This window comes from Bradyrhizobium sp. Ec3.3 (genome assembly GCF_000472925.1).
Lineage (GTDB): Bacteria > Pseudomonadota > Alphaproteobacteria > Rhizobiales > Xanthobacteraceae > Bradyrhizobium.
Genome location: NZ_AXAS01000021.1, coordinates 71,635 through 96,714 on the forward strand (window position 1 = coordinate 71,635; position 25,080 = coordinate 96,714).

The window sequence follows — 25,080 nt, forward strand, 5'->3', positions numbered from 1 at the left end:
CGCGTCGCGGGAGTCCAGCTCTGCGACGTCGCATCCGCATACCGCGCTTAACCGGCTGTTAGTCTCGCTGAAGCACCATGGCGGGCACACAATCTCGACGGTTCGGGGAGGACGCGTGAACACGATCCAGCATCTTGAGGACCAGGCTGCGCGCGCCGAGCGGCTGGCGAAACGGATCACGGATACACTTACGGTCGAGAAATTGTTATCCTTCGCGGGCGACCGTCGCCGCGAGATCGAGGCGATGGCCGGCAGGCGCCGGAAGGCCTGATCATACCGAACACCGGAAGCGATCTAGCGTGCCGCAATCCGCGCGCGAAGTGCCGCGTGCAGGCCGGACGGAGTGCGGGAGCTCGCGCAGATGTGGCGCTCGACGAAATCCCGGAGATGGTCGGGCAGGTCGGTGCCGTCGATGTCGCAGCGGGATTGGATTTCAAGGGCGACGTCGGCCGAGATGTCCTTGACCCAGTGCTCAAGTGTGTTGAACGAAATGACCCGCACTGGATCTCTGAAGCAGCCGGCGATGAACTCGCCGATCGTCTGTTCGAGATCGACGCGCTCGATGCGGATTTCCCTGGCGCCACTGATCCGGTCGATCACGACGAACAGTGTTTGATCCGCGCCATAGGGCACATCGAGGGATGACAAAACGGCTTCGAGCATCGTAGGCACTCACGTTTTCGCTTCGCATACCGTCAACGGGAAAAAGCAGAAGAATGTTCCTCGCGATGTCGTTCGTCGTCGCGCGGCGTCAGAGATAGTCCCGCAGCCGAGACAGCTCCGCGATGTGCTCGGGCGAGAGAATCTCCGTCACCAGCGGCGGTTGTGGCGACGTATGGATCTGATAGAGGTGCCTGGTTGCCTGCGGCTTCTCCATGAAGGCCGTGATGCATCGGTCCAGCGTATCTTCGAGCACGAGGTAGGTCTCCCGGTCCTCGCGCCGTTGGTTTCCGAGCGAGGGCCATTTGCGCAAGCGCGCGGTTGCGCCGAAGTTCACTTGGGATTCGGAAGACATCTGCCCCTGCTACGCGCTCACGCAAAAAGAACCCCAGCACACGTGGTCGTGTGCCAGGGCCCACATCTATCGCTGCATCTCAATGCCACGCGCTCCCAACGCCGGCGGCCAAGATTCGTTCCCAGTCGGCGAAACCATTCTCGACCGCATCTGCGGGCCCCTGGGCCGGTCCCGGCCCGCAGGTCACGTCATGAGAGCCTCGATGCCGGCAGTCAGCTCGCGGCGGCCGCGATCTTGTGCGCGGGCGGCGCTTGACCGCGGCTCGCGTCATCGCCGCGCCGTGCCTCCGGCGGAAGGCCGGCGAAGCGGCGCAAGGCGTCCGCCATCTGTACCCGTCCACTGACGCCCGTGATCACAACGTCGACCATGGTGAAGGACGAATGGAAATGGCCGCGCGCCTGCAACTGCTCGACCGGAACGCCCGCGGCTGCGAGCGCGTCCGCATAGGCGACGCCTTCGTCGCGCAAAGGATCGAACTCGCAGGTCACCACGAACGCCGGCGGCAGGCCGGCGACCTTGCCGCGCAGCGGCGAGACGCGCGGATCGGTGCGCTCGGCGGGCGAGCAGTAGATGTCCCAGAACCAGTACATCAGCGAGCGCGTCAGGAAGTAGCCGACCGCATTCTCCTCGTAGGATGGACGGTCGAACGTGCAGTCGGTGACCGGGCACACCAGAAGCTGGCCCGAGATCTGCGGGCCTCCACGATCGCGCGCGAGCTGACAGGTGACCGCGGCGATATTGCCGCCGGCACTCCAGCCCGCGACCAGCATCGGCCCCGGGGTGCCGCCGAGCTCGTCCGCATGCGCCGCGACCCAGCGCGTCGCTGCATAGCCGTCCTCGGCCGCCGCCGGGAAGCGGTGCTCCGGCGCATGCCGGTAGCCGACGCTGACGAAGATCATGTCCGTGCGCCGGCACATGTCGCGGCAGAACGGATCATCGGACTGCTCGTCGCCGAGCACCCAGCCGCCACCGTGGAAATAGACCACGATCGGGTGTGGCCCCGGCGTCGCCGGCCGATAGAGGCGATAGGGCAGCGGGCCGTCAGCGCCCTCCAGTGTGCCATCGATGACCTCGGCGACCGGCCGGCCTGCGGGGCGGGCCTTGTTGAACTCGTTGACGAAGGCGCGCGCACCCAGAGCGCCCATCGATTCGATCGGCGGCAGGTTCAGCTGCGCCAGCATGCCCAGCACGATGCGCACGTCCGGCTGCAGGCGCACGACCTCGCCGTCATTGCACTGCGCGGCGACGTTGGGCCCGGTGAGCTTGAAGCCGAGCATGCCGCGGGCGACGATCTCGTTGCAGATGCTACGGTAGGGGCCGACGCCGCCGGTATAGGGCATCAGGCCCTGCACCTTGCCGGGAACGTTGGCGCCCGTGTACCAGGTGTTGGCAAGCCGATGCAGCGTCAGCATCGAGCAGTCGGCCATGTGCTGACCCCATCCGGCCTGCGCTGTCTCGGTCGCCTCGATGGTGGTGAAGCCGGCGTCGCGAAGTGCGGCCAGGCGCTCGACCACCCAGTCGACGTGCTGCTCGATCGATACCGCCATGTTCGACAGCACCGACGGGCTGCCCGGTCCCGTAATCATGAAAAAGTTGGGAAAGCCCGCGACCGTCAGGCCGAGATAGGTCTGCGGCCCGTCCGCCCAGACCTCGGACAGCGACATGCCGCCGCGGCCGGTGATCGGATGCACGGCCCGGATCGCGCCGGTCATGGCATCGAAGCCGGTCGCGAACACGATGACATCGACCTCGAAGCTGCGCTTGTCGGTGGTGATGCCGTTAGCGGTGATCGTCTTGATCGGCTCCTGCCGCAGATTCACCAGCGTCACGTTGGGCCGGTTAAAGGTCGCATAATAGTTGGTATCGAGGCAGGGCCGCTTGGCGCCGAACGGATGGTCTTGCGGCATCAGGGCCGCGGCGGTTTCGGGATCCTTCACGACGCTGCGGATCTTCTCGCGGATCAGGTCGCAGATCAGCGCGTTGCCGTCGACATCGACGGCCTGATCAGCCCAGAGCTGGGTGAGGATGTAGACGAGATCGCCCTTGCCCCACGCCTCTTCGAAGCGCGCGCGGCGCTCGGCGTCGCTGAGCTGCCAGCTCACGGAGGTCTGTTGCGGATAGGGCACGCCGGCCATCGACCAGCGCGCCTGCTCGCGATATGCGGCGCGGTCGCCTTGCAAGAGGCCGAGCCGGTCCGCCGGTGCGGGGCCGTTATGGGCGGGCAGCGCGAAATTCGGCGTGCGCTGGAACACGGTCAGCTGCGCCGCCTGTTCGGCAATCATCGGGATCGACTGGATGCCTGAAGAGCCCGTGCCGATCACGGCGACGCGCTTGCCCGCGAGATTGACACCGTCATGCGGCCAGCGCCCGGTGAAATAGACCTCGCCCTTGAAATCCTTGACGCCGTCGATCTCTGGTGGCTTTGGCGCGGAGAGACAGCCCGTCGCCATGATGTAGTGGCGGCAGGAGACGGCCGGGCCGTTGCTGGTCGTGAGCTGCCAGCGCCCGGCTGCCTCGTCCCACCGCGCTTCTGTGACCTTGGTCTTGAAGCGGATGTCGCGCCGCAGGTCGTAGCGATCGGCCACGAAGCCGAGATAGCGCAGGATTTCAGGTTGGGTTGCGTATTTTTCCGACCAGGTCCAGGCCGTCTCGAGATCCGGATCGAAAGTGTAGCTGTAGTCGATGGTCTGAATGTCGCAACGTGCGCCGGGATAGCGATTCCAGTACCAGGTGCCTCCGACATCGTCGGCTTCTTCCAGCGCGACGCTCGTCAGGCCCGCCTTGCGCAGCCGGTGCAGAAGATAGAGACCGGCAAAGCCTGCGCCGACCACGGCGACGTCCACGTGTTGGGCTTTCCCGGTGGCTTCCGAAGCACGTGCTGCAACCATTGCCTCAGCCATGCGATTATCCTCCCGAGCATTTTGCTTTGGGATAGGCTATCGCCGCGGCGGTGGTTTGTCATCAGCGCAGATTCAATCCTGGGTAGCGCGAGATGCTGCGGACTGCAGCCCGCGCAGCGTACGCCGCGCCGCAACAACCGTCGTGAGCGCTTGATTTTTCGAGGCAATCACGCTGTTGTTCCGTCGATTGCCGAGTTCCGTGACGTTGCTCTCGGAGGACAAGGCTCTCAAGGCTCTTAAGGACCAAGGCTCTCACGAAACGTCATGAAGAAGCTGAGCGAGCGAACCAAGGCGAACATGGACGTGGTGCTGGAGGAAACCTGCCGTCAACTGCCGCATGGCGGCGACCACGACAGCCGCAGGTTCATTGCCGAGCGCTTGATCAAGGCGGCAGAAGCCGGCCATTCGACGCTCGGAGAGCTCGGCATCGTCGCGCGCCGCGCGCTCGCGGAGCTGACCGGCAAGGATGGCTAAAGCGCAAGCGTGGGGTCGTCCGGATCGCGCGCCGCGAGCAACTGCCGGCTTGCCGAGCCGCATGTTACCGACGTAACTTGGCGTCGAGCTTCTCGCGCATTGAGATTTCGCCGATGCGGTCCTTGCTGGCGCTCGCTACGGCTTCGATGGTCTCTTCAGTGGTCCTGGGACAGGTCGGCTTGGCCGCGGCCCAGCAGGCCGTGCAATTTCCGTTTGCCCTGACGCATGAAGGCCAGATGCTCGGCGCTGTGGAAGGCGAGGTGGCCTCTTTCAAGGGCCTGGCCTACGCGGCCGCGCCACTCGGGCTGCTCCGATGGCGCGCGCCAGAGGCGCTTCCCGAGAGCTCGGAAATGCGGACCGCCTACGATTTCGGTCCGGCCTGCCTGCAGCCGGCGATGCCGCATGCGAGCGAGGATTGCCTGACGCTGAACGTCTTTCGGCCCTTCGGCGTCGATGGACCGCTGCCGGTGATGGTTTTCTTCCATGACGGCGGCTTCGTGACGGGCACGGCGAATGATCCCTTGCTCGATGGCGCGAAGCTTGCGCAGGCTGGCATCATCGTCGTGACGGTGAATTATCGTCTCGGCGTGTTCGGCTGGCTTGCGCATCCCTCGCTCGCCGTGAACGCGCCGGACGGCGCGAGCGCCAATTACGGCATGATGGACCAGATCGCGGCGCTGCGCTGGGTTCATGACAATGCCGCCGCGTTCGGCGGCGATCCGGGCAACGTCACCTTGTTCGGTTCGGGCTCCGGCGCGACTTCGATTGCCCTTCTGATGCTTTGCCCACAGGCACGCGAGTTGTTTCACAAGGCGATCTTGCAGTCGCTGCCCGCGCGCCAAGGCGTGCCGTCGCTGCAAGAGGCTGAGGCCATTGGGCAACGCGTGTTCTCCCTGGTCGCCCGCGACAGGAGTACGTCCGATCCACGTGCGTTGGATACGAGAATGCTGCTTGCGGCCGAAACCCTGCTGTTCGCCAAATCCGCGCGCAGCTTCGGCCCGGTGCTGGACGGACGGCTCGTGACGGAGGACATCGCGAGCGGCTTCGGTGCCGCACATGAAAGCCGCATCCCGGTGATCATCGGCTCGAACGAGGACGAGACGAGTTTTGTCGGCGAGCCCGACCTGAAGGAGGAGCTCCGCCTCGCCGGTGAATCGGCCGATCGATTGAAGGCGCTCTATCCCGGCATCTCCGGCAAGCCTGCGGAGCTTGCCGCCCGGCTCTACACGGACCGGATTTTCACCGAGCCCGCGCGATACCTCGCGCGTCTGCACGCGGCGACTGGTGCGCCGACCTACCGCTATCGATTTTCCTACATGGGCGAAGCCCAGCGTGCGAACGGCGATGGCGGTCACGGGCGGGAATTGCAATTCGTCTTCGGCGCCCAGGGCGTGCCGGGCGCGAGCCCGTTTACGCGCGCCGACCGCGAGCTTGCGGGTCAGTTGCGCAGCTACTGGACCAATTTCGCAAGGACCGGCGATCCCAACGGGCCGGGTCTGCCGCCTTGGGACGCAAGCTCGCAAGGCGAGCGCTTGCTGCTGATCTCCAATGATGGAATAGCAAGCCGCGACGATCCCCTGTCGGGGCCGCTCGATCATCTCGAACGGCGGAGCCCAAGGGGATGAGTGGCAGGCGGGGCCACGCCGTCAGACATTCGCGGCGCCTGAACCGCCTCTTCCTGAACCGACTCTTGACGGATTCTTGGAGCGTCACCACGCATAGCGCACGCTTGCCTTGCCGGCATAGCTGCGCGTGACCTTGGAGAACTCGCCTTCGAACGTGCCGGCGGCCGACCAGCCGCTCAGCCACTTCTTCTCGACCGATCCCGTGACCAGCGCGGAGTCCGCCGCCATCGCTGCGCCGTTCACGACGAAGCTGGCGCCAGGCAGCGACTGGAACGTGGCGCCGACAGTGTGGTCAGGATTGAAGTCGTGCGCCCATGCGACGCGGCCGCGGAGGGTGACGATGCCATTGGCCTGGGCGAAGGATTTGTCGGTGCGCAGGCCGATCTCGGTGCGCGTGTCGGTGACGCTCTTGGCGTTGTAGGCCAGCGCAAACAGGTTGCTACCGACAATCGCCTGCTCGGCATAGGCCGGCAGGTCGAAGGTCGTGAACTGGGCAGCGGCATAAGGTGTCCAGCCAAAGCCTTGTGTGACGAAGCGATAACCACCCTCGAGCCGGCCGGAATAAGCATTGGCATTGAACTCGGCGCGCAGGCGATCGACGCCCGCGATGGTCACCGTGCGATCGGTGATGATGTCCTGCCAGCCATAGGCGAGCGCACCGGTGACGTAGGCGGGCCCGATGATATGGCGGAAGAAGGCGCCGGCCTGGAACAAGTCGGAGCGGCCGGAGCCGCCATTGGCGACACCAAAATTGGTCCCGCCGCCGGCCAGCGCAAAGCCGGCCAGCGTATCTGCCGAGAACCAGTAATCGGCCCCGGCGGCGGTCCCAAATACGCGGCTCGTCGTGTCGTTCGAGCCGATCACCGCATTGCCATCCGTCGATTGGGATCCGCCAAAGCCCGCGGCCCACACGCTCCAGCGCTGTTCGAAGGCGCGTGGCGGCGGCGCCTTGGCGACCATCGCAAAGGCGTCGGTCCGCTTGCGCGCAGCGTAGGCGCTCGTTTGATCCTGCTCGGCCAATCCGGCCGCGCCGCCCGCCGTGCCCGGCCCGCCATTGCCCCGTGTGAAGGGATCAGTGAGCAGGCCCATGAACTGGCCCATGGCGTTGAACGTCGTCTGCTGCGCCGCCGTGCCGAGCTCGCCGGAGGCTTGGGCCAGGCCGGCCGGTGTCAGCGCGCCGTAGACCAATGGAATGCTGCCGTTGGCATTGAAGAAGTTGGTCAGTGTATTACCGACTGCCTGCTGATTGCCGTTCAGCCCACCGGGAATGGCGAAGTTCAAGGCGAGATTGAGATAGGCATTGTTGGCATCGTAGCTGAGGCTCGTGTGGAAGTTCGCCGGCAGATTGGCGTCGACCAGAGAGCCGAACGTGCCGGAGACGCCGCCCGCGGCGGTGAGGATCGTGTAGGTCTTGCTGACATAGCTGCCGCTGGCGAACAGCGCGTTGACCGTGGCGCCGCCGAGCTGCGCCGTGCCCGTGACGGTCGCATAGGACGCGGCCGCGGGATTCACCTGCACCTGATAGAGAGAGCCAGGCGACAAGGTCAAACCGGCAACCGACATGGATGTACCCGCGGTGCCATTGCCCGGCGCGAATGTGCCACCGGCATTGACCTGCATCGCTCCCACCGAGCCAGTGCCGGTCAGAGTGGTGCCGCTGTTGATCGTGGTCAGGCTGGATAATGCGATAGACCCGTCCACCCGCAACGTGCCGCCGCTTACGGTGGTCGCGCCGCTGTAGGCGTTGTTGCCGGAGAGCGTCAGCGTGCCGGTGCCGATCTTGGCCAGCCCGCCGGTCCCGAAAATGCTGCCTGAAAACGTCGTGCTGGTGCCATCATTGCCGGTCGTCAGCGTAGCCGAGCCGAGCGTCACGGAGCCCGCGCCGGCGAGCGAGCCGATGGTCTGATTGAAATTGTTGAGATCGAGCGTGGCCCCACTCGCGACGGTGTAGGCGCTGCTCGGCGAGAAGACGCCCGCGGCGCCGGCCTGCAATGTGCCGGCGTTCACCGCGGTCGGCCCCGAATAGCTCCCGGCACCGGAGAGCGTGAGCGTGCCCAGGCCGGTCTTGGTCAGCCCGCCCGGCCCGCTGATGGTGCCGGACAGCGTGGCGTTGTTGCTGGCGGTGTCAAAAGTGCCACCCTGGCTCATCAGCGTGATGGGCAGCGAACTCGCGATATTGGCGCCGGCGAACTGCATCGTCCCACCGGTGAACACCGGGCCGCTGGCGCCGCTCGCGCCCGAGGCCAGCGTGCAGGCCAGCGCCCCCGACGTGTTCGCCTTGAACGTCAACCCGGGGGCCAACAATGCGTTGCCGTTGGAGCACATGCCGAGCAAATTTGGCAAGGCTCCGGCCGGAAGTGTCCCAATGACCGCGTTGGTCGCGGTGTCGATCACGGAAACCGAATCGCTATAACGGTTAGCCACATAGGCACGGGTGCCGTCGGGACTGAGCGCGATTCCATGGGGAGAAGACCCGACGGCGATGGTGGCAGTGACCGTATTGGTCGCGGTGTCGATCACGGAAACCGAATTGCTGCCTACGTCAGTCACATAGGCACGGGTGCCGTCGGGACTGAACGCGGCATGATAGGGAGAGGACCCGACGTTGATGGTGGCGGTGACCGTATTGGTCGCAGCGTCGATCACGGAAACCGAATTGCTACCCTGGTTAGCTACATAGGCGCGGGCCCCGTCGGGACTGAACGCGACACCAAGCGGAGCAGACCCGACGTTGATGATGGCGGTGACCGTATTGGTCGCGGTGTCGATCACGGAAACCGAATTGCTGATTGTGTTCGTCACATAGGCGCGGGTCCCGTCGGGACTAAACGCGACACCAGCGGGAGCATGCCCGACGGTGATACTGGCAGTGACCGTATTGGTCGCGGTGTCGATGACGGAAACCGAATTGCCGCCTCTTTCGGTCACGTAGACGTGGGTCCCGTCGGGACTGACCGCGACACCATATGGAGGAGAAGATATGCCGCCGATGGTGGCCGCGATCGTATTGGTCGCGGTGTCCAGAACCGAAACGGTGCCGGTAGGATAATTGGTGACATAGGCAACGGATTCATCGCCTCGCACGGCTACAGCTATGGGGCTATTGCCGACGCCGATGGCGGATCCAACGGGATTGCCGGTGGATGAATCCAGTACCGAGACGGTGTTGTCGCCAGAGTTGGGCACATAAAGGAAAGGCCCGGTCTGAGCCTCCGCCGCCCCGCTCGCGATCATCGGCAGCAGGAAGGCTGAGGCCATCAGCGCACGCTTACCGCTCCCGCCACGCAATTTTTTAAGAGTGCCCCAATTACCAGAACGGATGCGGATCGGCCCGGTGCTGAAACGAGCGATGGCAGTCCTGGGCATGCGTAACCTCAAAAAAGCTGTACGCTCCGATCGGGAGACGCACATCGGATGAATGAGGTGCCGGCCAGTTCGATGTCTTGGGCCAGCGTGCCAAGCCACTGGAATAGGGCGCCATGAGAACGCGAAGGCGCGATACGGTCACGGCGCGTCGCGCGGCTGCTGTCGAACAGCGCCGTTGAGTGGATTGCGGTGACAATTGTGAGGATTTTGGCGACATCGAGCACGATCGGCGTTGCCGGCACTCGATCCCGCTGTATGACGGATCTTTTTGGTTGCCAGGGAAAATCGACGTGGATTCGGCGAATGCGCCCAACGTCTTCGTTAAGTCCTACAAGGGGGCGTCTAGCGGACGAGAGTACGAAGCGTGGCGCGAGGAGACATGCCGGCTTCTCTGCAGACTCGACATCTCGCCGAGTGAGGGTGACAGCATCGACTGCCAGCTGCGCGTCAGCCTGCTCGGAGGATTGACGTTGTCTGTTCCGAGCGGGTCGTCAGCTCATTTCGAGCGCACGCGCGAGATCCTGCGCGACGGGTACGATGATCTGGTTCTGGTTATCGCCACCGCCGGGCGAGTGCTGATCACGCAGGAGGAACGCGAAATCGAATTGTCGGAATCGCAGATGTGCCTGATGGACATGAGCTTGCTCAGCAAGATCAGCCAGAGGGACGGAGTTCAGTTCAAGACCGTCGCAATGCCACGTTCCACGCTCTTGACGGCCTATCCGAGGGCCGAGAACGGCATATCACAGGTTCTGGGAGACCGGCCCAAATTGCGGGAAACCATTTCCCGCTATCACGACCTGTCCACGAACCTTGCGCCACATCTTGACGTGGTTGGCCAGCAGCTGATGGCGCAGCACATGGTAGACCTCGTTGGGCTCCTGCTCGGCACCGAGGCCGAACGTGAGAGCGGCGGTCATGCCGCCGCGCGCTTCGATCTGATGCGCGCCGACATGCTCGCAAGTCTCGGCCGCCACGACCTGTCGCTTGGATCGATCGCCCGGAAGCACGGCCTCAGTCAGCGCCACGCGCAGCGCTTCTTCGCACAGGCTGAAACCACCTTTACGGAATTCGTGCTGGAGCATCGGCTCATGCTGGCCCGCAAGCTGTTGCTCGACCCCATCAATCGGTCGCGCAAGATCATCGACGTGGCGTATCTTTCGGGATTTGCCGATCTCTCCTACTTCAACCGGGCATTTCGGCAGCGCTTTGGCATGACGCCGACGGAGATGCGCGGCGACTGAGAACCGAGGCTCTACGCCGCGAGCTCGACGCGGGGCGCCGGCGTCAGCTTCTCTTCCTCCAGGAAGTCCATCGCGCCGTCCTTCTCGACGGCGTAGCACCGCCGGCCTTCCCTCGACATGTAGACGGCGCGGACGACCCCGCGGCGGCCCTTGTCACTGTTGACGACATCCCCCAGCGCAAACTTTGCCATCTTGCTTCCCACAAAAACCAACCGGTCGAGTGCTTCGACCGGCTGCGGATTTTGGAAGGCAAATCGTTAACGGCTTGCTAACCATGTGCGTTTCCCTATGCTCACCGCCGAAAAGCGCGTAGGGCTACGCCTCGCACTTGTTGCAACAGAGATGAGCCGACGGCGATGACGCGATTTCCGACCTTCTTCCTGTCGCATGGCGGTGGACCCTGGCCGTTCATGGACGACAGGCGGGTGCAATATGCCAAGACCGCGGAGGAGTTCAGCCGGCTACCCCAGCGGCTGTCGTCGCGACCGAAGGCGGTGCTCGTCATCACCGGTCATTGGGAAGCGGACGAGTTCACGGTCTCGACCTCGGCGCATCCGCCGATGGTCTACGACTATTACGGTTTCCCCGAGCATACCTATCACCTCAAATATCCGGCGCCGGGCGAACCGGCCCTGGCCACGCGGGTGAATGAGCTTCTGGGTCGTGCCGGCATCGATTGCCGCGAGGACGCCAACCAGGGCTTCGATCACGGCACCTTCGTGCCGCTCGGCCTGATGTATCCGAATGCCGATATGCCGATCGTGCTGTTGTCGCTGAAGTCGACTTACGATGCGGCCGAGCATATCAGGGTAGGAGAGGCGCTGACAGCGCTGCGCGATGAGGGCGTCGTGATCATCGGCAGTGGTCTCACCTATCACAACATGCGCGGCTTCGGGCGCGCGGAATCCAAGCCCGTCTCGTACGAGTTCGAGGCCTATCTGCGCGAGGCTATCGGCCAGCCGGACGCTGCGCGGCGCAATGCCATGCTGATCGACTGGCAGAACGCGCCGAGCGCGCGCCTTGCCCATCCGCGCGAGGACCATCTGCTGCCGCTCATGGTCGCAGCCGGTGCGGCTGCGAGCGACGCGGGACACCGTCTGTTCATCGACGAGGTCGCGAGCGTCGCTATGGCGTCGTACGAGTTCGGTGGGTGAATATCTGTATTCTTCCTCCTTCTCTGACCGGGCGTTGGGTGGTGGGCATGTCGCACCTCCACGAAAGCTAGCGAGCGTACAGCCCAAATTTCGGCTTTTCGGGGTAAAGCAGAAATCTGCTCGATCAGGACAATGCCCGCGATCTATCCCTTTACGGAGTTCGTCGTGGCTGGCGGCCTGATGGGCTACGCCACTGATCTGGTTGAATTGAACAAACGCATGGCGGCCGGATCTAGTCGCTGCCGCGCCATCCTACGCCGCCACCTAACGGCCGTCCCACAGGCTTGACCCTTCGACGTTAAGTCCCAGCCGCTGCAGTCTACGCGCGATGAAGGCCTGGCACGCCAGCTCGGCTTTGATCGCCGCGTGCTCGGGCAAGCGCCCGCAAGCTAATGGAAGTTGCGCGGGGCGCGATCCGGCACGAAAGTAGTACCCCAAATAACCCCTCCATTCGAGTGCATAGAGGCTGGCACTTACTCTAGAAATACTCGCGCTAACTTTAGAAATGGTCGCGGGTCTATGTCATGCCGCGCTACCGCGCCTACATTCTCGACGAACACGGCCACCTCGTTGGCGCGGTCGACCTTGAGTGCGCTGACGATGAGGAGGCAAAAGAGCGCGCCAAACGGTTGGATAGCCATCGCGTAGAGCTCTGGCGACAAGTGCCGTTGCTTGACCTGACGGTCCATTGAGCTATCGAAGGCGGGCGCGAGCACACGGCTCGCAACAGACTGAGCCAAGCTAACGCGTGTATACTGGCGGCCGTTGTTGGCACGCGATCCGCGCTCTGATAGCCGCACAAGAAACGTTGTGGGTCAGGGGCGACCCCCTACTCATCGCTCCCCTCAACCGTGAACTCGACGTTAATCCGCCGATACTTGCGCCTGAACTCGGCAAGGATCGGGCGGGCCAGCTCTAGCGCCTCCGCCAATGTCGCCGCCCTCAGACTGCCAAGTACGTCGAAATCGACATCATTGGTCTTGATTCCCTTGAACACGAACCTGATCGCGTCCGGATGATCTTTCTCATCGGGCATACTGGCTCCCTCATCAGGCGCGCGCCCCTCCTCGTGTATATCTTGCCAAGCTGACGACCGCGTAAATTGAAATGCAGCTCGCCACTGGTTGAGCGAGATGTGTGACACTTTAGACACGGCGGTTCCATTATGAAACCCATGCGCGTCGAGGGCGACCGCGCACTTGATCACGCGCGGCGGCTGCAACTTGATCGATCGCTTGCTTGGATCCTGGCGGCGGCGCGCAAGCCCCGCGTGAAGCAATTCAATCTCAGGTGAGACCGAAAAAAAGGACGCGGTGCACCGCCTGTGTCTCAATTCCCACACTACAGTTAAAAGGCGTCCGTTGGTTGCCTTTCGAACCGACGGGCCAGACCCGACCGTTCAATCCTGTACGCGTTCTATGCGAGATTCCGGGATCACTGGCGAAAATGGAACGCTCCCTGGTTACCGACATGCCGCGCGACAAATATGTCGAGCGCTGCAAGCAACGAGCCTTCGCTTATCTCGACCAAGGCGATCTCAAAAAAGCAGCCACTTTGTTTGTTGCCGATATGAACGTCCGTCCCGATTGCGAATTGCCACACCACTTGGCGATGCTCAGCCTTTCGCTCCTGATGCGTGACGATGCGCTCGGTTGGAGGGCGCTCATCGAAGGATTGAGGTGACGGACGCCTCCGTCGGTTTTGGCATCATTTGAATTCTGTTCGTTTCGCTCTTTCGCGATGCTTTCGTACCACGCCATATCGCCGGGGACCGGTTGCTGACCGAGGCGATGCCGCCGCTTGCGGTGTAAACGACCAGAAAGAGTTTCAGCACGGCTTCCTCTGGACTCCAGAACGTTGCCCCTGTCTTCGAAGGGATGGCGATCCTGAGTGGCTAACTGGAAAATCCTGCCGGAAACGCCACGTCTCGTGCAATCAATTGACCCATCAATCGGTGGGCAAAAGAAAGCGGACAAGCGTGGATAGGAAGCGCCTCCGCTTGAGTACCTCTTAATGGTGGACGCGAGATCTACCGTTTGTTCGCGACGATCGGCATCATGCAGGCACCGAACGCCGCGAGGTAAGACAATGACCACCGATCACCTCTTGCAACCGCCGCCGATCCGTCACAGCAACCGCAAACTCGGCATCATTGGAGCCGCAATTCTTATGTTCGGGTCAATTGCCGCTGCCATCGTTCTTGGGGGAGAAACGCGCATCTCCGGCGGCTTCGAACCGTTCGAGAAATCAGTGAATGAGCGCGTCTCGCAAGCCTTCGAGGACCTTGATGGCCTCGCGCCGATCTCTGAGGACCTGAAGACTGCGCTGGCGTCGCTGAGCCAGAGCGTCCAACGCGAGCAGAAGCCCCCGGTTCGGGCCGAGGGGCAGTGATCCCATCGCTCAACAACTTGCCTTGGAATGTCCGATAGCAGCAGCGCTTATCCGGCAGGGACCACAAGGAGGCAAATGCGAGAGGGTGAACTGCCCGTACTCATCCGTATTTCAGCTTCATGACAAGGATGCCGCCGGCGAGCACCATGGTGATCGCGTTGGCGGCCACCAGCGGCGCGTCGCCGGAGAGCAGGCCGTAGACTAGCCAGAGCGCAAGCCCCAGCATCATCGCGAGGAACATGCCGAGCGAGATGTCCTCGGTGGAACGGGTCTTCCAGACCTTGATGAATTGCGGGGTGTAGGCGAGGGTCGTGCAGGTTGCCGCAGCGAACCCGAGCAGCTTGACGATGAGCGGTTCCATGGTGGCCGCCCTATAGCACTGATTCGTTGATAGAAATGCGTCTGTTGACCCGTCATTACCGGCGGGCTGCTATGATCGTGCGATAGAGTGCCGCATAGTCGCCCGCCCGGTTGCGCCAGGAGACGTCGGTCGTCATGCCGCTCAATTGCAGCCTGCGCCAGGTCAAATGGTCGTGGAAGGCGAGGTTCGCCTTGCGTAGCGCGGCGGCGAGCCCCTGCGCCGTCACTGGTCCGAACTTGAATCCGGTCGCGTCGTGGCCGCTGCTATCGGCCTCGCCGATGTCCACCACCGTGTCCGCAAGCCCGCCGACGCGCGAGACGACCGGCACGGCGCCATAGCGAAGCGCACAAAGCTGGGTGAGACCGCACGGCTCGAACCGCGACGGCACGACAAGCGCGTCGGAGCCCGCCTGGATGAGGTGGGCAAGGATCTCGTCATAGCCGATCACGACGGCGATGCGGCCGGGATGAGCGCGTGCCGCGGCCTGATAGCGGTCCTGGAGGTCGGCATCGCCGCTGCCGAGCAGCGCGAGCTGCATGCCTTCGCCGAGAATCGTCGGAATTGTCTCGAGCAGGAGATCGAGGCCCTTCTGCCACGACAGCCGACTGATCACGCCGAGCAGAAGCGCATCCGTGGACGGCGCGAGATTGAACTGCCTTTGCAGCGCCGCCTTGTTGGCGGTCCGGAATTGCAGCTCCTTCGCGCCGAAGCGATAGGCGATGTGCGGGTCGGTCTCGGGATTCCACACTGCCGTGTCGATGCCGTTGAGGATTCCGCTGAGCACGCCCGAGCGCTCGCGCAAGAGGCCGCCGAGCCCCATGCCGCCCTCGTCGCCTTGGATTTCCTGCGCGTAGGTCGGCGACACCGTGGTGATGCGGTCGGCGAATTGCAGGCCGGCCTTCAGGAAGCTGATCCCGCCAAAATATTCGACGCCGTGCAGGTTGAAGGACTCCGGCGGCAAGCCGAACGAGGCAAGCATCTCGTAGGCGAACTTGCCTTGATAAGCCATGTTGTGAATGGTCATCACGGTCCCGGGACGGGGGCCGCTTGCATAGTGCAGATGGGCTGGTAGCAATCCTGCCTGCCAGTCGTGGGCATGCACGACGTCAGGCACGAACGAAGGGACGAGGCCGAGCCCGATATCGGCGGCGACGCGCGACAGCGCCGCAAAGCGCACGCCATTATCCGGCCAATCGATCCCCTCTGCGGTAACGTAGGGGTTGCCCGGCCGCTCATAGAGATGTGGTGCGTCGAGCACGAAGAGGTCGAGTTCGTCGTGCGTGCCCGCGAGCAGGCGCGCCGGCCCGCCGAAATAATCCGGCCAGCGCCGGATTTCCTCCGCCTTCGGCAGGGCCCGCATGACGGCCGGATAGCCCGGCACCAGCGTCCGCATCTCGACGTCATGGGCTTTCAATGCGGCCGGCAGCGCGCCGGCGACATCGGCAAGACCGCCGGTCTTGATGATCGGATAGATTTCCGATGCGACCGCAAGGACGCGCGTCAACGCCATGCGTTCAGCCTGTCGATCATCGGCTGCGTGATGAGCGAGATGCCCTGTTCGGTGGTGCGGAACCGTTTTGCGTCGAGCTCGGGATCCTCACCAACGACGAGCCCTTCAGGAATCTCGACGCCACGGTCGATCACGACGTTGCGCAGCTGCGCGCCGCGGCCGACACTCACGTAAGGCATGATCACGGCGTTCTCGACATTGGCATAGGAGTTGATGCGCACGCCCGTGAACAGCAGCGACCGCCGCAGCGAGGCGCCGGAGATGATGCATCCGCCTGATACGAGCGAGCTCACCGCCTGTCCGCGCCGGCTCTCCTCGTCGTGCACGAACTTGGCGGGAGGCGTGATCTCTGCATAGGACCAGATCGGCCATGAGCGGTCGAACAGGTCGAGCTCCGGCACCACGTCGGTAAGGTCGATGTTGGCGGCCCAGTAGGCGTCGACGGTGCCGACGTCGCGCCAATAGGAGCGCGTGTCGTCGCCGGACCGGACGCACGAGCTCGAGAACTGGTGCGCCACCGCGCGGCCGTTCTTGACGATGTAGGGAATGATGTCCTTGCCGAAATCGTGGCTCGAGTTCGGGTCGGCGGCGTCACGCTTCAGCTCCTCGTACAGGAACTTGGCGTCGAAGACGTAGATGCCCATGCTGGCGAGCGACATGTCGGGCTTGCCGGGCATCGGCGGCGGGTCTTTCGGCTTCTCGAGAAACGACTTGATGATGCCGTTGTCGTCGATATGCATGATGCCGAAGCCGGAAGACTCGGTGCGCGGCATTTCGAGGCATCCGACGGTGACGTCGGCGCGGCTGTCGACGTGCTGCCGCAGCATGAGCTCGTAATCCATCTTGTAGATGTGATCGCCGGCGAGCACCACGATGAAGCGGGCACCGTGCGACTCGATGATGTCGATGTTCTGGTGGACGGCATCGGCCGTCCCGACATACCACATGGTCTCCGAGACGCGCTGGCTCGCGGGCAGGATGTCAAAGCTCTCGTTGCGCTCGGGACGGAAGAAGTTCCAACCCATCTGGAGATGCCGGATCAGGCTGTGGGCCTTGTATTGGGTCGCGACCGCGATGCGGCGGATGCCGGAGTTCACCGCGTTCGACAATGCGAAGTCGATGATGCGGGATTTGCCCCCGAAATAGACCGCGGGCTTGGCGCGCCGGTCGGTCAGCTCGAGAAGACGGCTTCCTCGTCCGCCGGCGAGAACGAAGGCCAGGGCCTGGCGCGCGAGTGGCTCATTTCCAACACGATTCATTCTGTCCTCCCGAGGGCCCCGTTTTTATCGCCCCGAAACTTCCCTCGCGGGAAGCCGGTGGCGCCTGTATCGAAGCGGAATTCTAGCTGCACGGATAACAATTCGGAAAGTGGTCTGTTGGTTGCCATCGGTTGCGGCCCGCCCCGCGGCTCCGCTTTTTTCGATTGCCGAGTCTTCCCGATCGCCCCGAAAGGGTGGTAGGCTGATGGCTATTTCAGATCGCTTTCATATTTTTTGGATTTATTCGATGCCCTGCGCCAACGAAATGTTCGGCCTGCTGCGGCTGCTTTCAGTCGGGCTGGCCTACCTGACCGGCACCCCGGATCACCCCGTAGAGAAACGCGATCTCGCCGATGCCTGGCAGGTCCTCTCGCCCTGCGCCGAGACCGCCTCGTTTGACGGGGCGTGGACCCTGTCGTTGAAGGACAACGGCATCGCCGTCGCCAAGAGCAATCGCCACGCGCAGTTGCTGCAAGGCCACTGGGAGCTCGTTGACGGCGGGACGCACACCTATCGCATCGACGTGCTCGCCTTCGGCAATGATTTTGTCGTGGTCCCGACGGCGGCCGGCTGCCTGCTCGGCTCGGGTACGCTCAGAAACGTCGATCTGCGCCAGAGCTGGTTTACGCATGGCAGCCGCGAGGCAGGCGATCTCCTGGCATCGGTGACCGATCCAGGCGTGAGGACCAAGTAGACGCTTCGGTGCGGCTTGCGGGCCTTCGGCCTGCGGCATTTCAGCGCCCGCGGCGGAGCCGGTGCGATCCGTGCCGGCTTTCTGAGGTTCGAGGCGGCAGGAAGCGACGACCGGCCGGGATGCCTTGTGCGGTGCACGCAAACGGATGCTTTGATTCAGCGCAAAGATGCCAGATCATACGGCGTGCGACCCTTCTTCCAAACGAAACGTCAGACAGGGAGCAAGGCGATGAGTATCTGGAAAGCGGCAATAGCCTGTTCACTCGCCGGTGCCGTCATGGCCGGTCAGCTGCAGCAGGCCGCGGCGGCGCCAATGCCGACCAATGTGGCGACGATGAAGGCCATGGTCTCCGACGACGTCACGCAGGTGTACTGGCGCGGCGGATGGGGCTGGCGCGGCGGCGGCGGATGGGGCTGGGGCTTGGGAGCGCTTGCAGCCGGCGCCATCATCGGTGGCGCCATCGCAAGCAGCGCGCCTTACGGCTACTATGGCGATCCGTACTACGGCGGCCCCTATGGCTACGGCGGTGGCTACGCGCCAGCCTATTACGGCTACGCACCCGGCTACGCCTATTCGCCCTATTATGCCCGCCCGTATCGACCCTATTACGGCGACAGCTATGGCTATTACCGGCCATATCGCGCCTACCGCCCCTACTATGGCGGCTATTGGTAATCGCGCGAGCGTGCGTCGGCGGTTCTGACGGTCGATCCCGCCAAGGCTCGGTGCTCGCGCTGGCTCGCGCGAGCGCCGGTGACGGGCGGGCTATCCGTGGCTGGTCACGGCAGAAGCGCGATGATCGCAAAGCCGGCGTCGATGACGATGGGCTCCGACGACGAAAAATAGACGGCAGCAAGCACGCAGACGATCGCATAGACGAACACGAACCAGCCTTCGCAATCGCGGGTTGAAAAAATAGCTCTGCGGCGTGGAAGTGGCATGGTCAACTCCCTGCCAAAATTTGGGCATCGACTGCCCTGATCGAAAAAGACAGCGTGATGAAATGCTTCCTGGTGATGTCCACGACATCGCCAGTCGCGACGCTAGCGCCGAGAACCGGCTGGAGTCCTTAAGCCGTCCTTACATTTGACTGAGCTTTCTCTTAAGCTCGCAAGGCACCCGGAGGTTGCGGCCGTGCGGACAGACGAGCTTGCCTTTGGCCAGTTCCGGCTCGATCGCGCCAATGCGCTGCTGTGGCGCGGACCGGAGCGCGTCGTGCTGGCGCCGAAGCCGTTCGAGGTGCTCTGCTGCCTGATCAAGCACCCCGGCGAGCTCGTTACCAAGGAAGAGCTGCTCGACGCGGTCTGGTCGGATCTGCATGTCAGCGAGTCCAGTCTCGCGGTCGCTATCAATGTGCTGCGTGCGGCGCTCGGTGATGACAGGCAGTCGCCCAGCTATATCGAGACGGTCACGCGGCGCGGCTATCGCTTCATCGCTCCCGTCACCACCGCATTATCGCCGGTCATCGAACGGCTGGAGGAGACGTTCGAGGACGTCGTCGACCGCAGGCGGCAATGGCGTGTCGGACGCACAACGGCGCTCGAGACGCTTGACACCGCGCTGCAGAAGGCCCGCGCCGGACAGCGTCAGGTCGTCTTCATCACCGGCGAAGCCGGAATAGGCAAGACGACGCTCGTCCAGATGGCTCTCGATCGTATGACGCGTGAGGGCCTCTGCGTGCTGCATTGTGGCTGCAACGAATTGTTCGGTACCCACGAGGCCTTCCTGCCATTGATCGAAGCCCTGAACGAGCAGTGCCGCGGCGCGGGAGGCGCCGCTCTGCTCACTGCCATTCGCGAGCACGCGCCGACGTGGCTCGCCCAGATGCCAAGCTTCCTTGGGGAAGGTGATCGCGCGGCCTTCCAGCACGAGCTTTTCGGCGCGACGCGGGAACGCATGCTGCGTGAGTTCGCTGATCTCCTGGAGAGCCTCGCCTCAAAACGGCCATGGGTCATCATCCTTGAGGACCTGCACTGGAGCGACTTTGCCACCGTGGATGTTCTGTCGCGGCTGGCACGACGGGACCGCAAGGCGGCGATCCTGGTTCTCGCCACCTATCGGCCGATGGAAGTCGCGGTCGGCGGACATCCGGTCAAGGCGATCCACCAGGATCTCCATATCCACGGACATGCAACCGAGCTTGCGCTCGACCGTCTGACAGGGAGCGACGTCGAACGCTACCTTGCCCTGCGCTTCAACTCGGCCGAACTCGCCGACGAACTGGTCGAGCGAATCTTCGCGCGGACCGAAGGACAGCCCTTGTTCGTGACGTCACTCCTCGATCATCTCGTTGCCCAGGGCGTGCTCGTCGAGGATAGCGGCGGGTGGCGGCTGGAGCGCGAGGAGGTTGCCTCGCATGACAGCATGCCGCGCGATTTGCAGGGCATGATCGCGCGGCAGATCGATCACCTCACGGCCGAGGAGCGCAGCCTGCTCGAGGTGGCAAGCGCGGCGGGGGCCGAGTTCTCGGCGCTGCACATTGCCGGCGCGCTCGATCGGAACGTGCTGGACGTGGAGCAGATGTGCGAGGAGCTGGCGCGTGCCGGCCGCATCATCGTTGCAGCCGGCTCGACCGAATGGCCGAGTGGAGAGGTGTCGGGCCGCTACGCGTTCCAGCACGCGTTGTACCAGGAGATGCTGTACCAACGGCTGGCGCCGGCGCGCCGCGTGAATACTCACGTGCGGCTCGGTGTCAGTCTCGAGCGCGGTTATGGATCGCAGGCGGCGGAGGTTGCCTCAGTGCTCGCGCGTCACTTCGAGCTGGGACGCGATTTCGCAAAGGCAACGCGCTATCTCACCGTGGCGGCCGAAGGCTCGGCGCGGCGATTCAGCACGCGCGAGGCTGCAAACTACCTCACACGTGCCCTGGATCTCGTGCCGCATCTGCCGATGGACGTGCAGGTGCCGACGCGCCTGAAGCTGCTCCTGCAGCGCGCCTGGGCCTGGCGAGCCGGCGGCGACTTCCTGAACTCGCTGCAGGATCTCGGCGCGATCGTGGCCCATGCAGCGGAGAACGGCCTCGTTCGGGAGGAGGTGAACGCGCTGGTCGATCTCAGCAGGTTCTGCCTCTATATCGATCGGCGACGATGTCTGCCCCTCGCCGAGCAGGCACTGGCGAAGAGCCGGACGATCGATGACGCGGCATTCGCTGCCCTGGTCAGGGGCAACGTCGCCAATCTGAAGCTGATGCTGCGCGGCTGGAGCCGCGAGGATGCCGAGTTCTCGGCGCAGGCGTCGGCACTGATCTCGGAAGCGCAGGACCTCAGCATGCGGCTGCGGCGCTGCTCCATGGAAATGGTGCTCGAGTTCCTGAGGTCGAACTATTCGGCCTGCATTGATGCGACGAGCAGGGGTAAGCAGCTCGCCCGCATGCTCGGCGACGTCTACCTCTTCGTGCTCTACCAGTCGGTCGAAGCGTTCGCGTCCCTCTATATGGGCGAATGGGGGGCGCTGCAGCAGAGCGTTCGCTCTGCGCTCGCCATCGCGGACCGGAACGCGAATCCGCAGGCACGCGCTTTGTGCCAGCTCACGATCGGGTGGCTCCACGCCGCGGCGCAGGACCATGAGATCGCGGCGAAACACGCGGAGGAAGTCACCAACCCGATGCTCGAGGTAAACCCGTTCACCTTCTTTCTCGGCAGGAATTTGCTGGTGCGGGCCCATCTCGGGATGCGCAACTTCACTCTGGCACGCCAGCATCTCGATGCCATCGAGCGGCGGATGGAGGTGGACGGTGTGCCGATCGAATCGCTGGTCATGCCGCAGTATTTGCTGAACTGCTGCGAGTACTGGATCGGGGCCGGCGACCTCGACCGGGCAAAGGCGGCAGCCAGCCGGTTTCACGAGGTGACGAGCGCGGCGCCCGATCGGCCGTTCCTCGCGCTGTGCCAGGAGGTGATGGCGAGAATTGCGCTGCTGAGCGGCGATGCGGAGATCGCCAGGCGGCACCTGTCCGAGGCCGCCTCGACCGTTCACCATGCCGGGCTACCCTACGCGGCATGGCGGGTCTATGCCGCGCTCGCGGAGTTTTACGCCAGCCGTGGAGAGGCACGGAAGGCGGCGAACTGGAGGCGGCACTTGAACAGGGTCGTGAATTCGCTTGCGTGTTCGCTCGCGCCTGACGATCCGCTGCGCTCGCTGTCATTCTTCGACCGCAGCGAGGTCGCCGGTGCAGCGGACACTTGCGTCCGCCGGCTCGACGTCAATCGGGAAACTCGCTGATATCTTGCGGTTCTCCGGGGGACGGGATCGGTCCGTTCTGCTTGTGCCGGCGCTCGCGAGATGCGCGATAGGCATCCCTGCGCAGCCGCATGATCGAGCCGAGCGGCTGATGATCGGCCAGGCAACGCCAGGGATCGAACGACAGGACGTCGTTGGCGTAGTCGCGGCGGGTGGAGGTATTGGCGGCCTGCGAGGGAAGGGTGATCTTGCCCAGCGGCTGCGGTACCGCGACACCCTCTGGCCAGTCGATCGAGGAATCTTCGACCGGCGTGCGTTTCAGGTCGGTGCAGAGCTGGGCGCGCAGTTCATACTCCGCAAAATTCTTTTGAAAGAACTCTGTGACCGAGTCCCGCACGATTTCGTCGCCGTCATGGCTGGGCTGACCCGTGAGCTTGCGCACGGCATCCGAGATCGGCACCGCCCGGATCCTTGCGATATAGTCGCCGAAGCGGAGCGTGCCCTCGGTGTGAAAGGTTTCGCCGAGGATGTTGTTGCCGGGGTCGCCAAGCGCCTTCGCAAGCATTGGAATCGAGGCGCCGGTTGCGTTCGAAACCGTGATGGCGATGCGGGAGACGAAGCCCACGATCCTGAATCCGATGTCGGGGGTGTTCAGGTTGAGCTCGACGTTGCGCTGGGCTGCCAAATAAGCCTTGGCATCGGCCATGTAGCTCGGGTGATTGACGAGAAGGAAATCCTGGTTGGTTGAAGTGTCATCCGCCAGCGCCTTGTCGCCGGACACGCCCAAAACCTTGATTGCCATGCCGCGGGGCGCGCGAACACGATCGCTCTTGAGCCCGAAAGCGGTGGAGAGCCGGACGATGATCGGATAGCGGGCGGGCTTTGCGAACAGGCCCTGGCGCAAATGCGCCGGCAGATTGTCGTAGACGGTCAGCTCGCCGCGCAGGAAGCCGACGCCTTTGGCGTGTTGCTGGCGGATACCATGGTGAAATCGCTTGAAAGTGGCGTCGCTGGTCCGCTCGATCGAGGCGACGATGTCCCGAACGGCATCGGCCTCTTCGGGACCCGGTTGTTCGACAGAGGGATCGTAGCGCAGATATTGATCGGCTGACATGGTGCTGATCTCCAGCCCGCGGGTCGCCTGCCCTTTGCGAATGGTGGCGGCCGCTGGGCGAGTTCCATTGTAGACGCGTGCCCGTCGCGCGAGCAACCGGAACACGAATTCCGGTTGCTCTGACGCCCCCTTCCGTCGCGGCTTTCAGTCGCTTCTATTGCGCGACGCGCCGCAATGCGACGATGTTCTCCTGGCGAACTTCGCTGCGGCGCTCAGGCGTCGTGCAGACCTTGTCGCCGTAATACGCCTCGCGCCAGACATATCCCGACTGGCACGTGTCGCTGCCGGGCAGATGCCGGCTAGCGGCCCTTGCGTTCTCGCTTGCGACGACGCTTCTGGACTCCGGCGTGACGCAGACGAGGTCGCTCGGAACGGCGACCCGCCACACATAGCCGGAGGCGCATTCCATCGCCGCCATGGCCGGGCTGGCCGAGGAGACGCAGGCCGTCAGGAAGGCATAGAGGGCAGCGATCCGATAGCGACTCCGGACAGTGTTGTTGTCCGATCGCGAGGGAGAAGGTGCGCGTGCTGAAATGGTCATGATCAAATCCTCCTGAAATAAGGCGCCACGCGATCTCCCGATTGATGCGGAGGAGGCATGGACATCACCGGAGGCGATGCTACGGCGGAGGCAACAGCGGAGTCCTTAAACGCGCCTTATCTTCTTCTCATCTTTCTCTTAAGCGTGGCCGCCCTCACAGCGAGAACCAGACTATCGCCGCCATGCAGGCGAGGTGCACCAGCACGATCGCCGCGAGGTGAAGCGGTCCGGCCTTGAGGGACGGACCGCTCATCGCCGGGCTCCCTCAGTTCGATCCCGCCGCGGCCGCCGTGAAGCTGCGGTCGACGGCCTGGCTGACGTCGAGCTTCTTCGGCAGGATGCCGTAGCGGGTGGCGCGGTCGGAGGCTTCCTGCACCTCCTTCACCACGTTCTCGTCAATCACGATCGGGCTGGTGCGCTGCGCGGTGTAGGCGCTGAGCAGTACGTCCTCCGGCAGTCTGGTCAGTTCGGCAGTGCTCTTCGCATAGTCGCCGAGATGATCGAGCGACCATAGCCGCGCCTTGCTGAGGCGCTGCAAGAAATCCTGCAAAGCGGCGCGCTTGCTGGCGATGGCGCTGTCGGAGGCGACGATGAAGGTGATGGTCGGCGTCAATCCTTCGCCGTCGGCGATCACGCGCGCCTTGTCCTTCAGTGTCGCGAACGAGACATACGGCTCCCACACCGCCCAGGCATCGATCGAGCCGGCGACGAGCGCGATCTTGGCGTCGACCGGGCCGAGCGGCGCGAACGTTGCGTCGTCGAGCTTGATCTGCGCCTTCTCAAGCGTCGCATCGATCAGGAACTGGCCCCAGCCGCCGCGGGTGCCGGCGAGGCGCTTGCCTTTGAGGTCGGCGGCCGACCTGATCGGTGAATCCTGCCGCACGAGGATGGCTTGCGTCTTCGCGTCCGATTTGGTGCCGCCGATCGCCGTGATCGGCGCGCCCGCGGCATAGACCGACAAGAAAGAGAGATCGCCGGTGTAGCCGACGTCGAGCGCGCCGGCGTTGAGCGCTTCGAGAATGGGCGCCGCCGCGGGGAATTCCGACCATTCGATTTTATAGGGCAGGTCCTTGGCCAGGCCGGAGATGTCGAGCAGCGAACGGTTGCCGCCTTTCTGGTCGCCGACGCGCAGCACGATCGTGTCGGCCGCGAGCGATGCGGCAGCCGTCGATAGGGTAATGGCGGCGGCGATCAGTGATGCTGCAAGCCTGCGCGTGAGGGAGTGATCGTGGGAGTTGGAGTTGATGCTCATG

At 63.8% G+C, this 25,080-nt stretch carries 25 protein-coding genes; 11 read left to right on the plus strand and 14 right to left on the minus strand.

Annotated features, from left to right (window positions below; genetic code table 11):
* Nucleotides 1–115: 115 nt before the first annotated feature.
* Complete coding sequence (locus YUU_RS60310) at nucleotides 116–271, plus strand: hypothetical protein (protein ID WP_198031801.1); 156 nt, start codon at nucleotides 116–118, stop codon at nucleotides 269–271.
* Nucleotides 272–294: 23 nt separating this feature from the next.
* Here the strand turns inward: YUU_RS60310 and YUU_RS51405 are convergent, their stop codons facing one another.
* The 3 genes from YUU_RS51405 to YUU_RS0122685 form a co-directional block, all read right to left on the minus strand.
* Nucleotides 295–663 carry a hypothetical protein gene (locus YUU_RS51405; protein WP_245288072.1) on the minus strand — a complete coding sequence of 123 codons (369 nt, stop codon included), beginning with the start codon at nucleotides 661–663 and terminating at the stop codon, nucleotides 295–297.
* 88 nt (nucleotides 664–751) lie between these two features.
* The gene (locus YUU_RS0122680) at nucleotides 752–1,015 is read right to left on the minus strand and encodes a hypothetical protein (protein ID WP_027524472.1); all 264 of its coding nucleotides are present in this window, start codon (nucleotides 1,013–1,015) and stop codon (nucleotides 752–754) included.
* Nucleotides 1,016–1,227: 212 nt separating this feature from the next.
* Complete coding sequence (locus YUU_RS0122685) at nucleotides 1,228–3,915, minus strand: alpha/beta hydrolase fold domain-containing protein (protein ID WP_027524473.1); 2,688 nt, start codon at nucleotides 3,913–3,915, stop codon at nucleotides 1,228–1,230.
* Nucleotides 3,916–4,179: 264 nt separating this feature from the next.
* On the opposite strand from YUU_RS0122685, the gene YUU_RS51410 reads away from it, so the two are divergent.
* Together YUU_RS51410 and YUU_RS0122695 are read left to right on the plus strand one after the other, a co-directional pair.
* A complete protein-coding gene (locus YUU_RS51410) occupies nucleotides 4,180–4,389 on the plus strand; it encodes a hypothetical protein (protein WP_035663059.1) in 210 nt (69 codons plus the stop codon).
* 113 nt (nucleotides 4,390–4,502) lie between these two features.
* The gene (locus tag YUU_RS0122695) at nucleotides 4,503–6,014 is read left to right on the plus strand and encodes a carboxylesterase/lipase family protein (RefSeq protein WP_027524474.1); all 1,512 of its coding nucleotides are present in this window, start codon (nucleotides 4,503–4,505) and stop codon (nucleotides 6,012–6,014) included.
* Between the two features lie 84 nt (nucleotides 6,015–6,098).
* Here YUU_RS0122695 and YUU_RS55175 read toward each other — a convergent pair whose 3' ends face one another.
* Both YUU_RS55175 and YUU_RS60315 read right to left on the minus strand, forming a co-directional pair.
* Nucleotides 6,099–9,272 (minus strand): autotransporter domain-containing protein, encoded by a 3,174-nt coding sequence (locus YUU_RS55175; RefSeq protein ID WP_051389842.1) that lies wholly within the window; start codon nucleotides 9,270–9,272, stop codon nucleotides 6,099–6,101.
* Between the two features lie 116 nt (nucleotides 9,273–9,388).
* Nucleotides 9,389–9,604 (minus strand): hypothetical protein, encoded by a 216-nt coding sequence (locus tag YUU_RS60315; protein ID WP_198031802.1) that lies wholly within the window; start codon nucleotides 9,602–9,604, stop codon nucleotides 9,389–9,391.
* A 66-nt stretch (nucleotides 9,605–9,670) separates the two neighbouring features.
* On the opposite strand from YUU_RS60315, the gene YUU_RS0122710 reads away from it, so the two are divergent.
* Complete coding sequence (locus YUU_RS0122710) at nucleotides 9,671–10,624, plus strand: AraC family transcriptional regulator (protein ID WP_027524477.1); 954 nt, start codon at nucleotides 9,671–9,673, stop codon at nucleotides 10,622–10,624.
* Nucleotides 10,625–10,635: 11 nt separating this feature from the next.
* Here YUU_RS0122710 and YUU_RS0122715 read toward each other — a convergent pair whose 3' ends face one another.
* Nucleotides 10,636–10,815 carry a hypothetical protein gene (locus YUU_RS0122715; RefSeq protein WP_027524478.1) on the minus strand — a complete coding sequence of 60 codons (180 nt, stop codon included), beginning with the start codon at nucleotides 10,813–10,815 and terminating at the stop codon, nucleotides 10,636–10,638.
* 165 nt (nucleotides 10,816–10,980) lie between these two features.
* On the opposite strand from YUU_RS0122715, the gene YUU_RS0122720 reads away from it, so the two are divergent.
* Both YUU_RS0122720 and YUU_RS60320 read left to right on the plus strand, forming a co-directional pair.
* On the plus strand, nucleotides 10,981–11,778 hold the full coding sequence (locus YUU_RS0122720) for a class III extradiol ring-cleavage dioxygenase (protein WP_027524479.1): 798 nt from the start codon (nucleotides 10,981–10,983) through the stop codon (nucleotides 11,776–11,778).
* Nucleotides 11,779–12,302: 524 nt separating this feature from the next.
* On the plus strand, nucleotides 12,303–12,470 hold the full coding sequence (locus YUU_RS60320) for a hypothetical protein (protein ID WP_198031803.1): 168 nt from the start codon (nucleotides 12,303–12,305) through the stop codon (nucleotides 12,468–12,470).
* Between the two features lie 137 nt (nucleotides 12,471–12,607).
* Here YUU_RS60320 and YUU_RS0122735 read toward each other — a convergent pair whose 3' ends face one another.
* The gene (locus YUU_RS0122735; RefSeq protein ID WP_027524481.1) at nucleotides 12,608–13,057 is read right to left on the minus strand and encodes a hypothetical protein; all 450 of its coding nucleotides are present in this window, start codon (nucleotides 13,055–13,057) and stop codon (nucleotides 12,608–12,610) included.
* Between the two features lie 167 nt (nucleotides 13,058–13,224).
* Here YUU_RS0122735 and YUU_RS0122740 point away from each other — a divergent pair, with 167 nt between their 5' ends.
* Nucleotides 13,225–13,461 carry a hypothetical protein gene (locus YUU_RS0122740; RefSeq protein ID WP_035663063.1) on the plus strand — a complete coding sequence of 79 codons (237 nt, stop codon included), beginning with the start codon at nucleotides 13,225–13,227 and terminating at the stop codon, nucleotides 13,459–13,461.
* A gap of 423 nt (nucleotides 13,462–13,884) precedes the next feature.
* Nucleotides 13,885–14,169: a hypothetical protein gene (locus YUU_RS0122745; RefSeq protein WP_198031804.1), complete on the plus strand. Its 285-nt coding sequence runs from the start codon at nucleotides 13,885–13,887 to the stop codon at nucleotides 14,167–14,169.
* A gap of 100 nt (nucleotides 14,170–14,269) precedes the next feature.
* Here YUU_RS0122745 and YUU_RS0122750 read toward each other — a convergent pair whose 3' ends face one another.
* The 3 genes from YUU_RS0122750 to glgC are packed head-to-tail and all read right to left on the minus strand — an operon-like array spanning nucleotide 14,270 to nucleotide 17,299.
* Nucleotides 14,270–14,530: a SemiSWEET transporter gene (locus tag YUU_RS0122750; protein ID WP_027524484.1), complete on the minus strand. Its 261-nt coding sequence runs from the start codon at nucleotides 14,528–14,530 to the stop codon at nucleotides 14,270–14,272.
* A 55-nt stretch (nucleotides 14,531–14,585) separates the two neighbouring features.
* Nucleotides 14,586–16,040: a glycogen synthase GlgA gene (gene glgA / locus YUU_RS0122755; protein ID WP_027524485.1), complete on the minus strand. Its 1,455-nt coding sequence runs from the start codon at nucleotides 16,038–16,040 to the stop codon at nucleotides 14,586–14,588.
* A complete protein-coding gene (gene glgC / locus YUU_RS0122760; RefSeq protein ID WP_027524486.1) occupies nucleotides 16,031–17,299 on the minus strand; it encodes a glucose-1-phosphate adenylyltransferase in 1,269 nt (422 codons plus the stop codon). The genes glgA and glgC overlap by 10 nt, the downstream gene beginning before the upstream one ends.
* A 247-nt stretch (nucleotides 17,300–17,546) precedes the next feature.
* On the opposite strand from glgC, the gene YUU_RS0122765 reads away from it, so the two are divergent.
* On the plus strand, nucleotides 17,547–17,993 hold the full coding sequence (locus YUU_RS0122765; RefSeq protein ID WP_027524487.1) for a hypothetical protein: 447 nt from the start codon (nucleotides 17,547–17,549) through the stop codon (nucleotides 17,991–17,993).
* Nucleotides 17,994–18,221: 228 nt separating this feature from the next.
* Complete coding sequence (locus YUU_RS0122770; RefSeq protein WP_027524488.1) at nucleotides 18,222–18,668, plus strand: hypothetical protein; 447 nt, start codon at nucleotides 18,222–18,224, stop codon at nucleotides 18,666–18,668.
* A gap of 104 nt (nucleotides 18,669–18,772) precedes the next feature.
* Here the strand turns inward: YUU_RS0122770 and YUU_RS58825 are convergent, their stop codons facing one another.
* Nucleotides 18,773–18,934, minus strand: a complete 162-nt coding sequence (locus YUU_RS58825; RefSeq protein WP_156944451.1) for a hypothetical protein — start codon at nucleotides 18,932–18,934, stop codon at nucleotides 18,773–18,775.
* Between the two features lie 193 nt (nucleotides 18,935–19,127).
* Between YUU_RS58825 and YUU_RS51420 the strand changes: the two genes are divergently transcribed.
* Nucleotides 19,128–22,214: an AAA family ATPase gene (locus YUU_RS51420; RefSeq protein WP_084801509.1), complete on the plus strand. Its 3,087-nt coding sequence runs from the start codon at nucleotides 19,128–19,130 to the stop codon at nucleotides 22,212–22,214.
* Here YUU_RS51420 and YUU_RS0122785 read toward each other — a convergent pair.
* The 3 genes from YUU_RS0122785 to YUU_RS0122800 all read right to left on the minus strand — a co-directional run bounded on the left by YUU_RS0122785 (nucleotide 22,195) and on the right by YUU_RS0122800 (nucleotide 25,079).
* Nucleotides 22,195–23,286, minus strand: a complete 1,092-nt coding sequence (locus YUU_RS0122785) for a catalase family protein (protein ID WP_027524489.1) — start codon at nucleotides 23,284–23,286, stop codon at nucleotides 22,195–22,197. The two genes, YUU_RS51420 and YUU_RS0122785, sit on opposite strands and share 20 nt — an antisense overlap.
* A 154-nt stretch (nucleotides 23,287–23,440) precedes the next feature.
* Nucleotides 23,441–23,827, minus strand: coding sequence for a hypothetical protein (locus YUU_RS55185; protein WP_051389843.1), 387 nt, complete (start codon nucleotides 23,825–23,827; stop codon nucleotides 23,441–23,443).
* 265 nt (nucleotides 23,828–24,092) lie between these two features.
* Nucleotides 24,093–25,079 carry an ABC transporter substrate-binding protein gene (locus YUU_RS0122800; protein ID WP_027524490.1) on the minus strand — a complete coding sequence of 329 codons (987 nt, stop codon included), beginning with the start codon at nucleotides 25,077–25,079 and terminating at the stop codon, nucleotides 24,093–24,095.
* Nucleotide 25,080: the final 1 nt, after the last annotated feature.

What these genes read in the sequence shown, in the direction of transcription:
- YUU_RS51405 (WP_245288072.1), bottom strand. Translation starts at nt 663, where the DNA reads ATGCTCGAAGCCGTTTTGTCATCCCTCGATGTGCCCTATGGCGCGGAT.
- YUU_RS0122680 (WP_027524472.1), bottom strand. Translation starts at nt 1,015, where the DNA reads ATGTCTTCCGAATCCCAAGTGAACTTCGGCGCAACCGCGCGCTTGCGC.
- YUU_RS0122685 (WP_027524473.1), bottom strand. Translation starts at nt 3,915, where the DNA reads ATGGCTGAGGCAATGGTTGCAGCACGTGCTTCGGAAGCCACCGGGAAA.
- YUU_RS51410 (WP_035663059.1), top strand. Translation starts at nt 4,180, where the DNA reads ATGAAGAAGCTGAGCGAGCGAACCAAGGCGAACATGGACGTGGTGCTG.
- YUU_RS0122695 (WP_027524474.1), top strand. Translation starts at nt 4,503, where the DNA reads ATGCGGTCCTTGCTGGCGCTCGCTACGGCTTCGATGGTCTCTTCAGTG.
- YUU_RS55175 (WP_051389842.1), bottom strand. Translation starts at nt 9,272, where the DNA reads ATGGCCTCAGCCTTCCTGCTGCCGATGATCGCGAGCGGGGCGGCGGAG.
- YUU_RS0122715 (WP_027524478.1), bottom strand. Translation starts at nt 10,815, where the DNA reads ATGGCAAAGTTTGCGCTGGGGGATGTCGTCAACAGTGACAAGGGCCGC.
- YUU_RS0122720 (WP_027524479.1), top strand. Translation starts at nt 10,981, where the DNA reads ATGACGCGATTTCCGACCTTCTTCCTGTCGCATGGCGGTGGACCCTGG.
- YUU_RS60320 (WP_198031803.1), top strand. Translation starts at nt 12,303, where the DNA reads ATGCCGCGCTACCGCGCCTACATTCTCGACGAACACGGCCACCTCGTT.
- YUU_RS0122740 (WP_035663063.1), top strand. Translation starts at nt 13,225, where the DNA reads ATGGAACGCTCCCTGGTTACCGACATGCCGCGCGACAAATATGTCGAG.
- YUU_RS0122750 (WP_027524484.1), bottom strand. Translation starts at nt 14,530, where the DNA reads ATGGAACCGCTCATCGTCAAGCTGCTCGGGTTCGCTGCGGCAACCTGC.
- glgA (WP_027524485.1), bottom strand. Translation starts at nt 16,040, where the DNA reads ATGGCGTTGACGCGCGTCCTTGCGGTCGCATCGGAAATCTATCCGATC.
- glgC (WP_027524486.1), bottom strand. Translation starts at nt 17,299, where the DNA reads ATGAATCGTGTTGGAAATGAGCCACTCGCGCGCCAGGCCCTGGCCTTC.
- YUU_RS0122765 (WP_027524487.1), top strand. Translation starts at nt 17,547, where the DNA reads ATGCCCTGCGCCAACGAAATGTTCGGCCTGCTGCGGCTGCTTTCAGTC.
- YUU_RS0122770 (WP_027524488.1), top strand. Translation starts at nt 18,222, where the DNA reads ATGAGTATCTGGAAAGCGGCAATAGCCTGTTCACTCGCCGGTGCCGTC.
- YUU_RS58825 (WP_156944451.1), bottom strand. Translation starts at nt 18,934, where the DNA reads ATGCCACTTCCACGCCGCAGAGCTATTTTTTCAACCCGCGATTGCGAA.
- YUU_RS0122785 (WP_027524489.1), bottom strand. Translation starts at nt 23,286, where the DNA reads ATGTCAGCCGATCAATATCTGCGCTACGATCCCTCTGTCGAACAACCG.
- YUU_RS55185 (WP_051389843.1), bottom strand. Translation starts at nt 23,827, where the DNA reads ATGACCATTTCAGCACGCGCACCTTCTCCCTCGCGATCGGACAACAAC.
- YUU_RS0122800 (WP_027524490.1), bottom strand. Translation starts at nt 25,079, where the DNA reads ATGAGCATCAACTCCAACTCCCACGATCACTCCCTCACGCGCAGGCTT.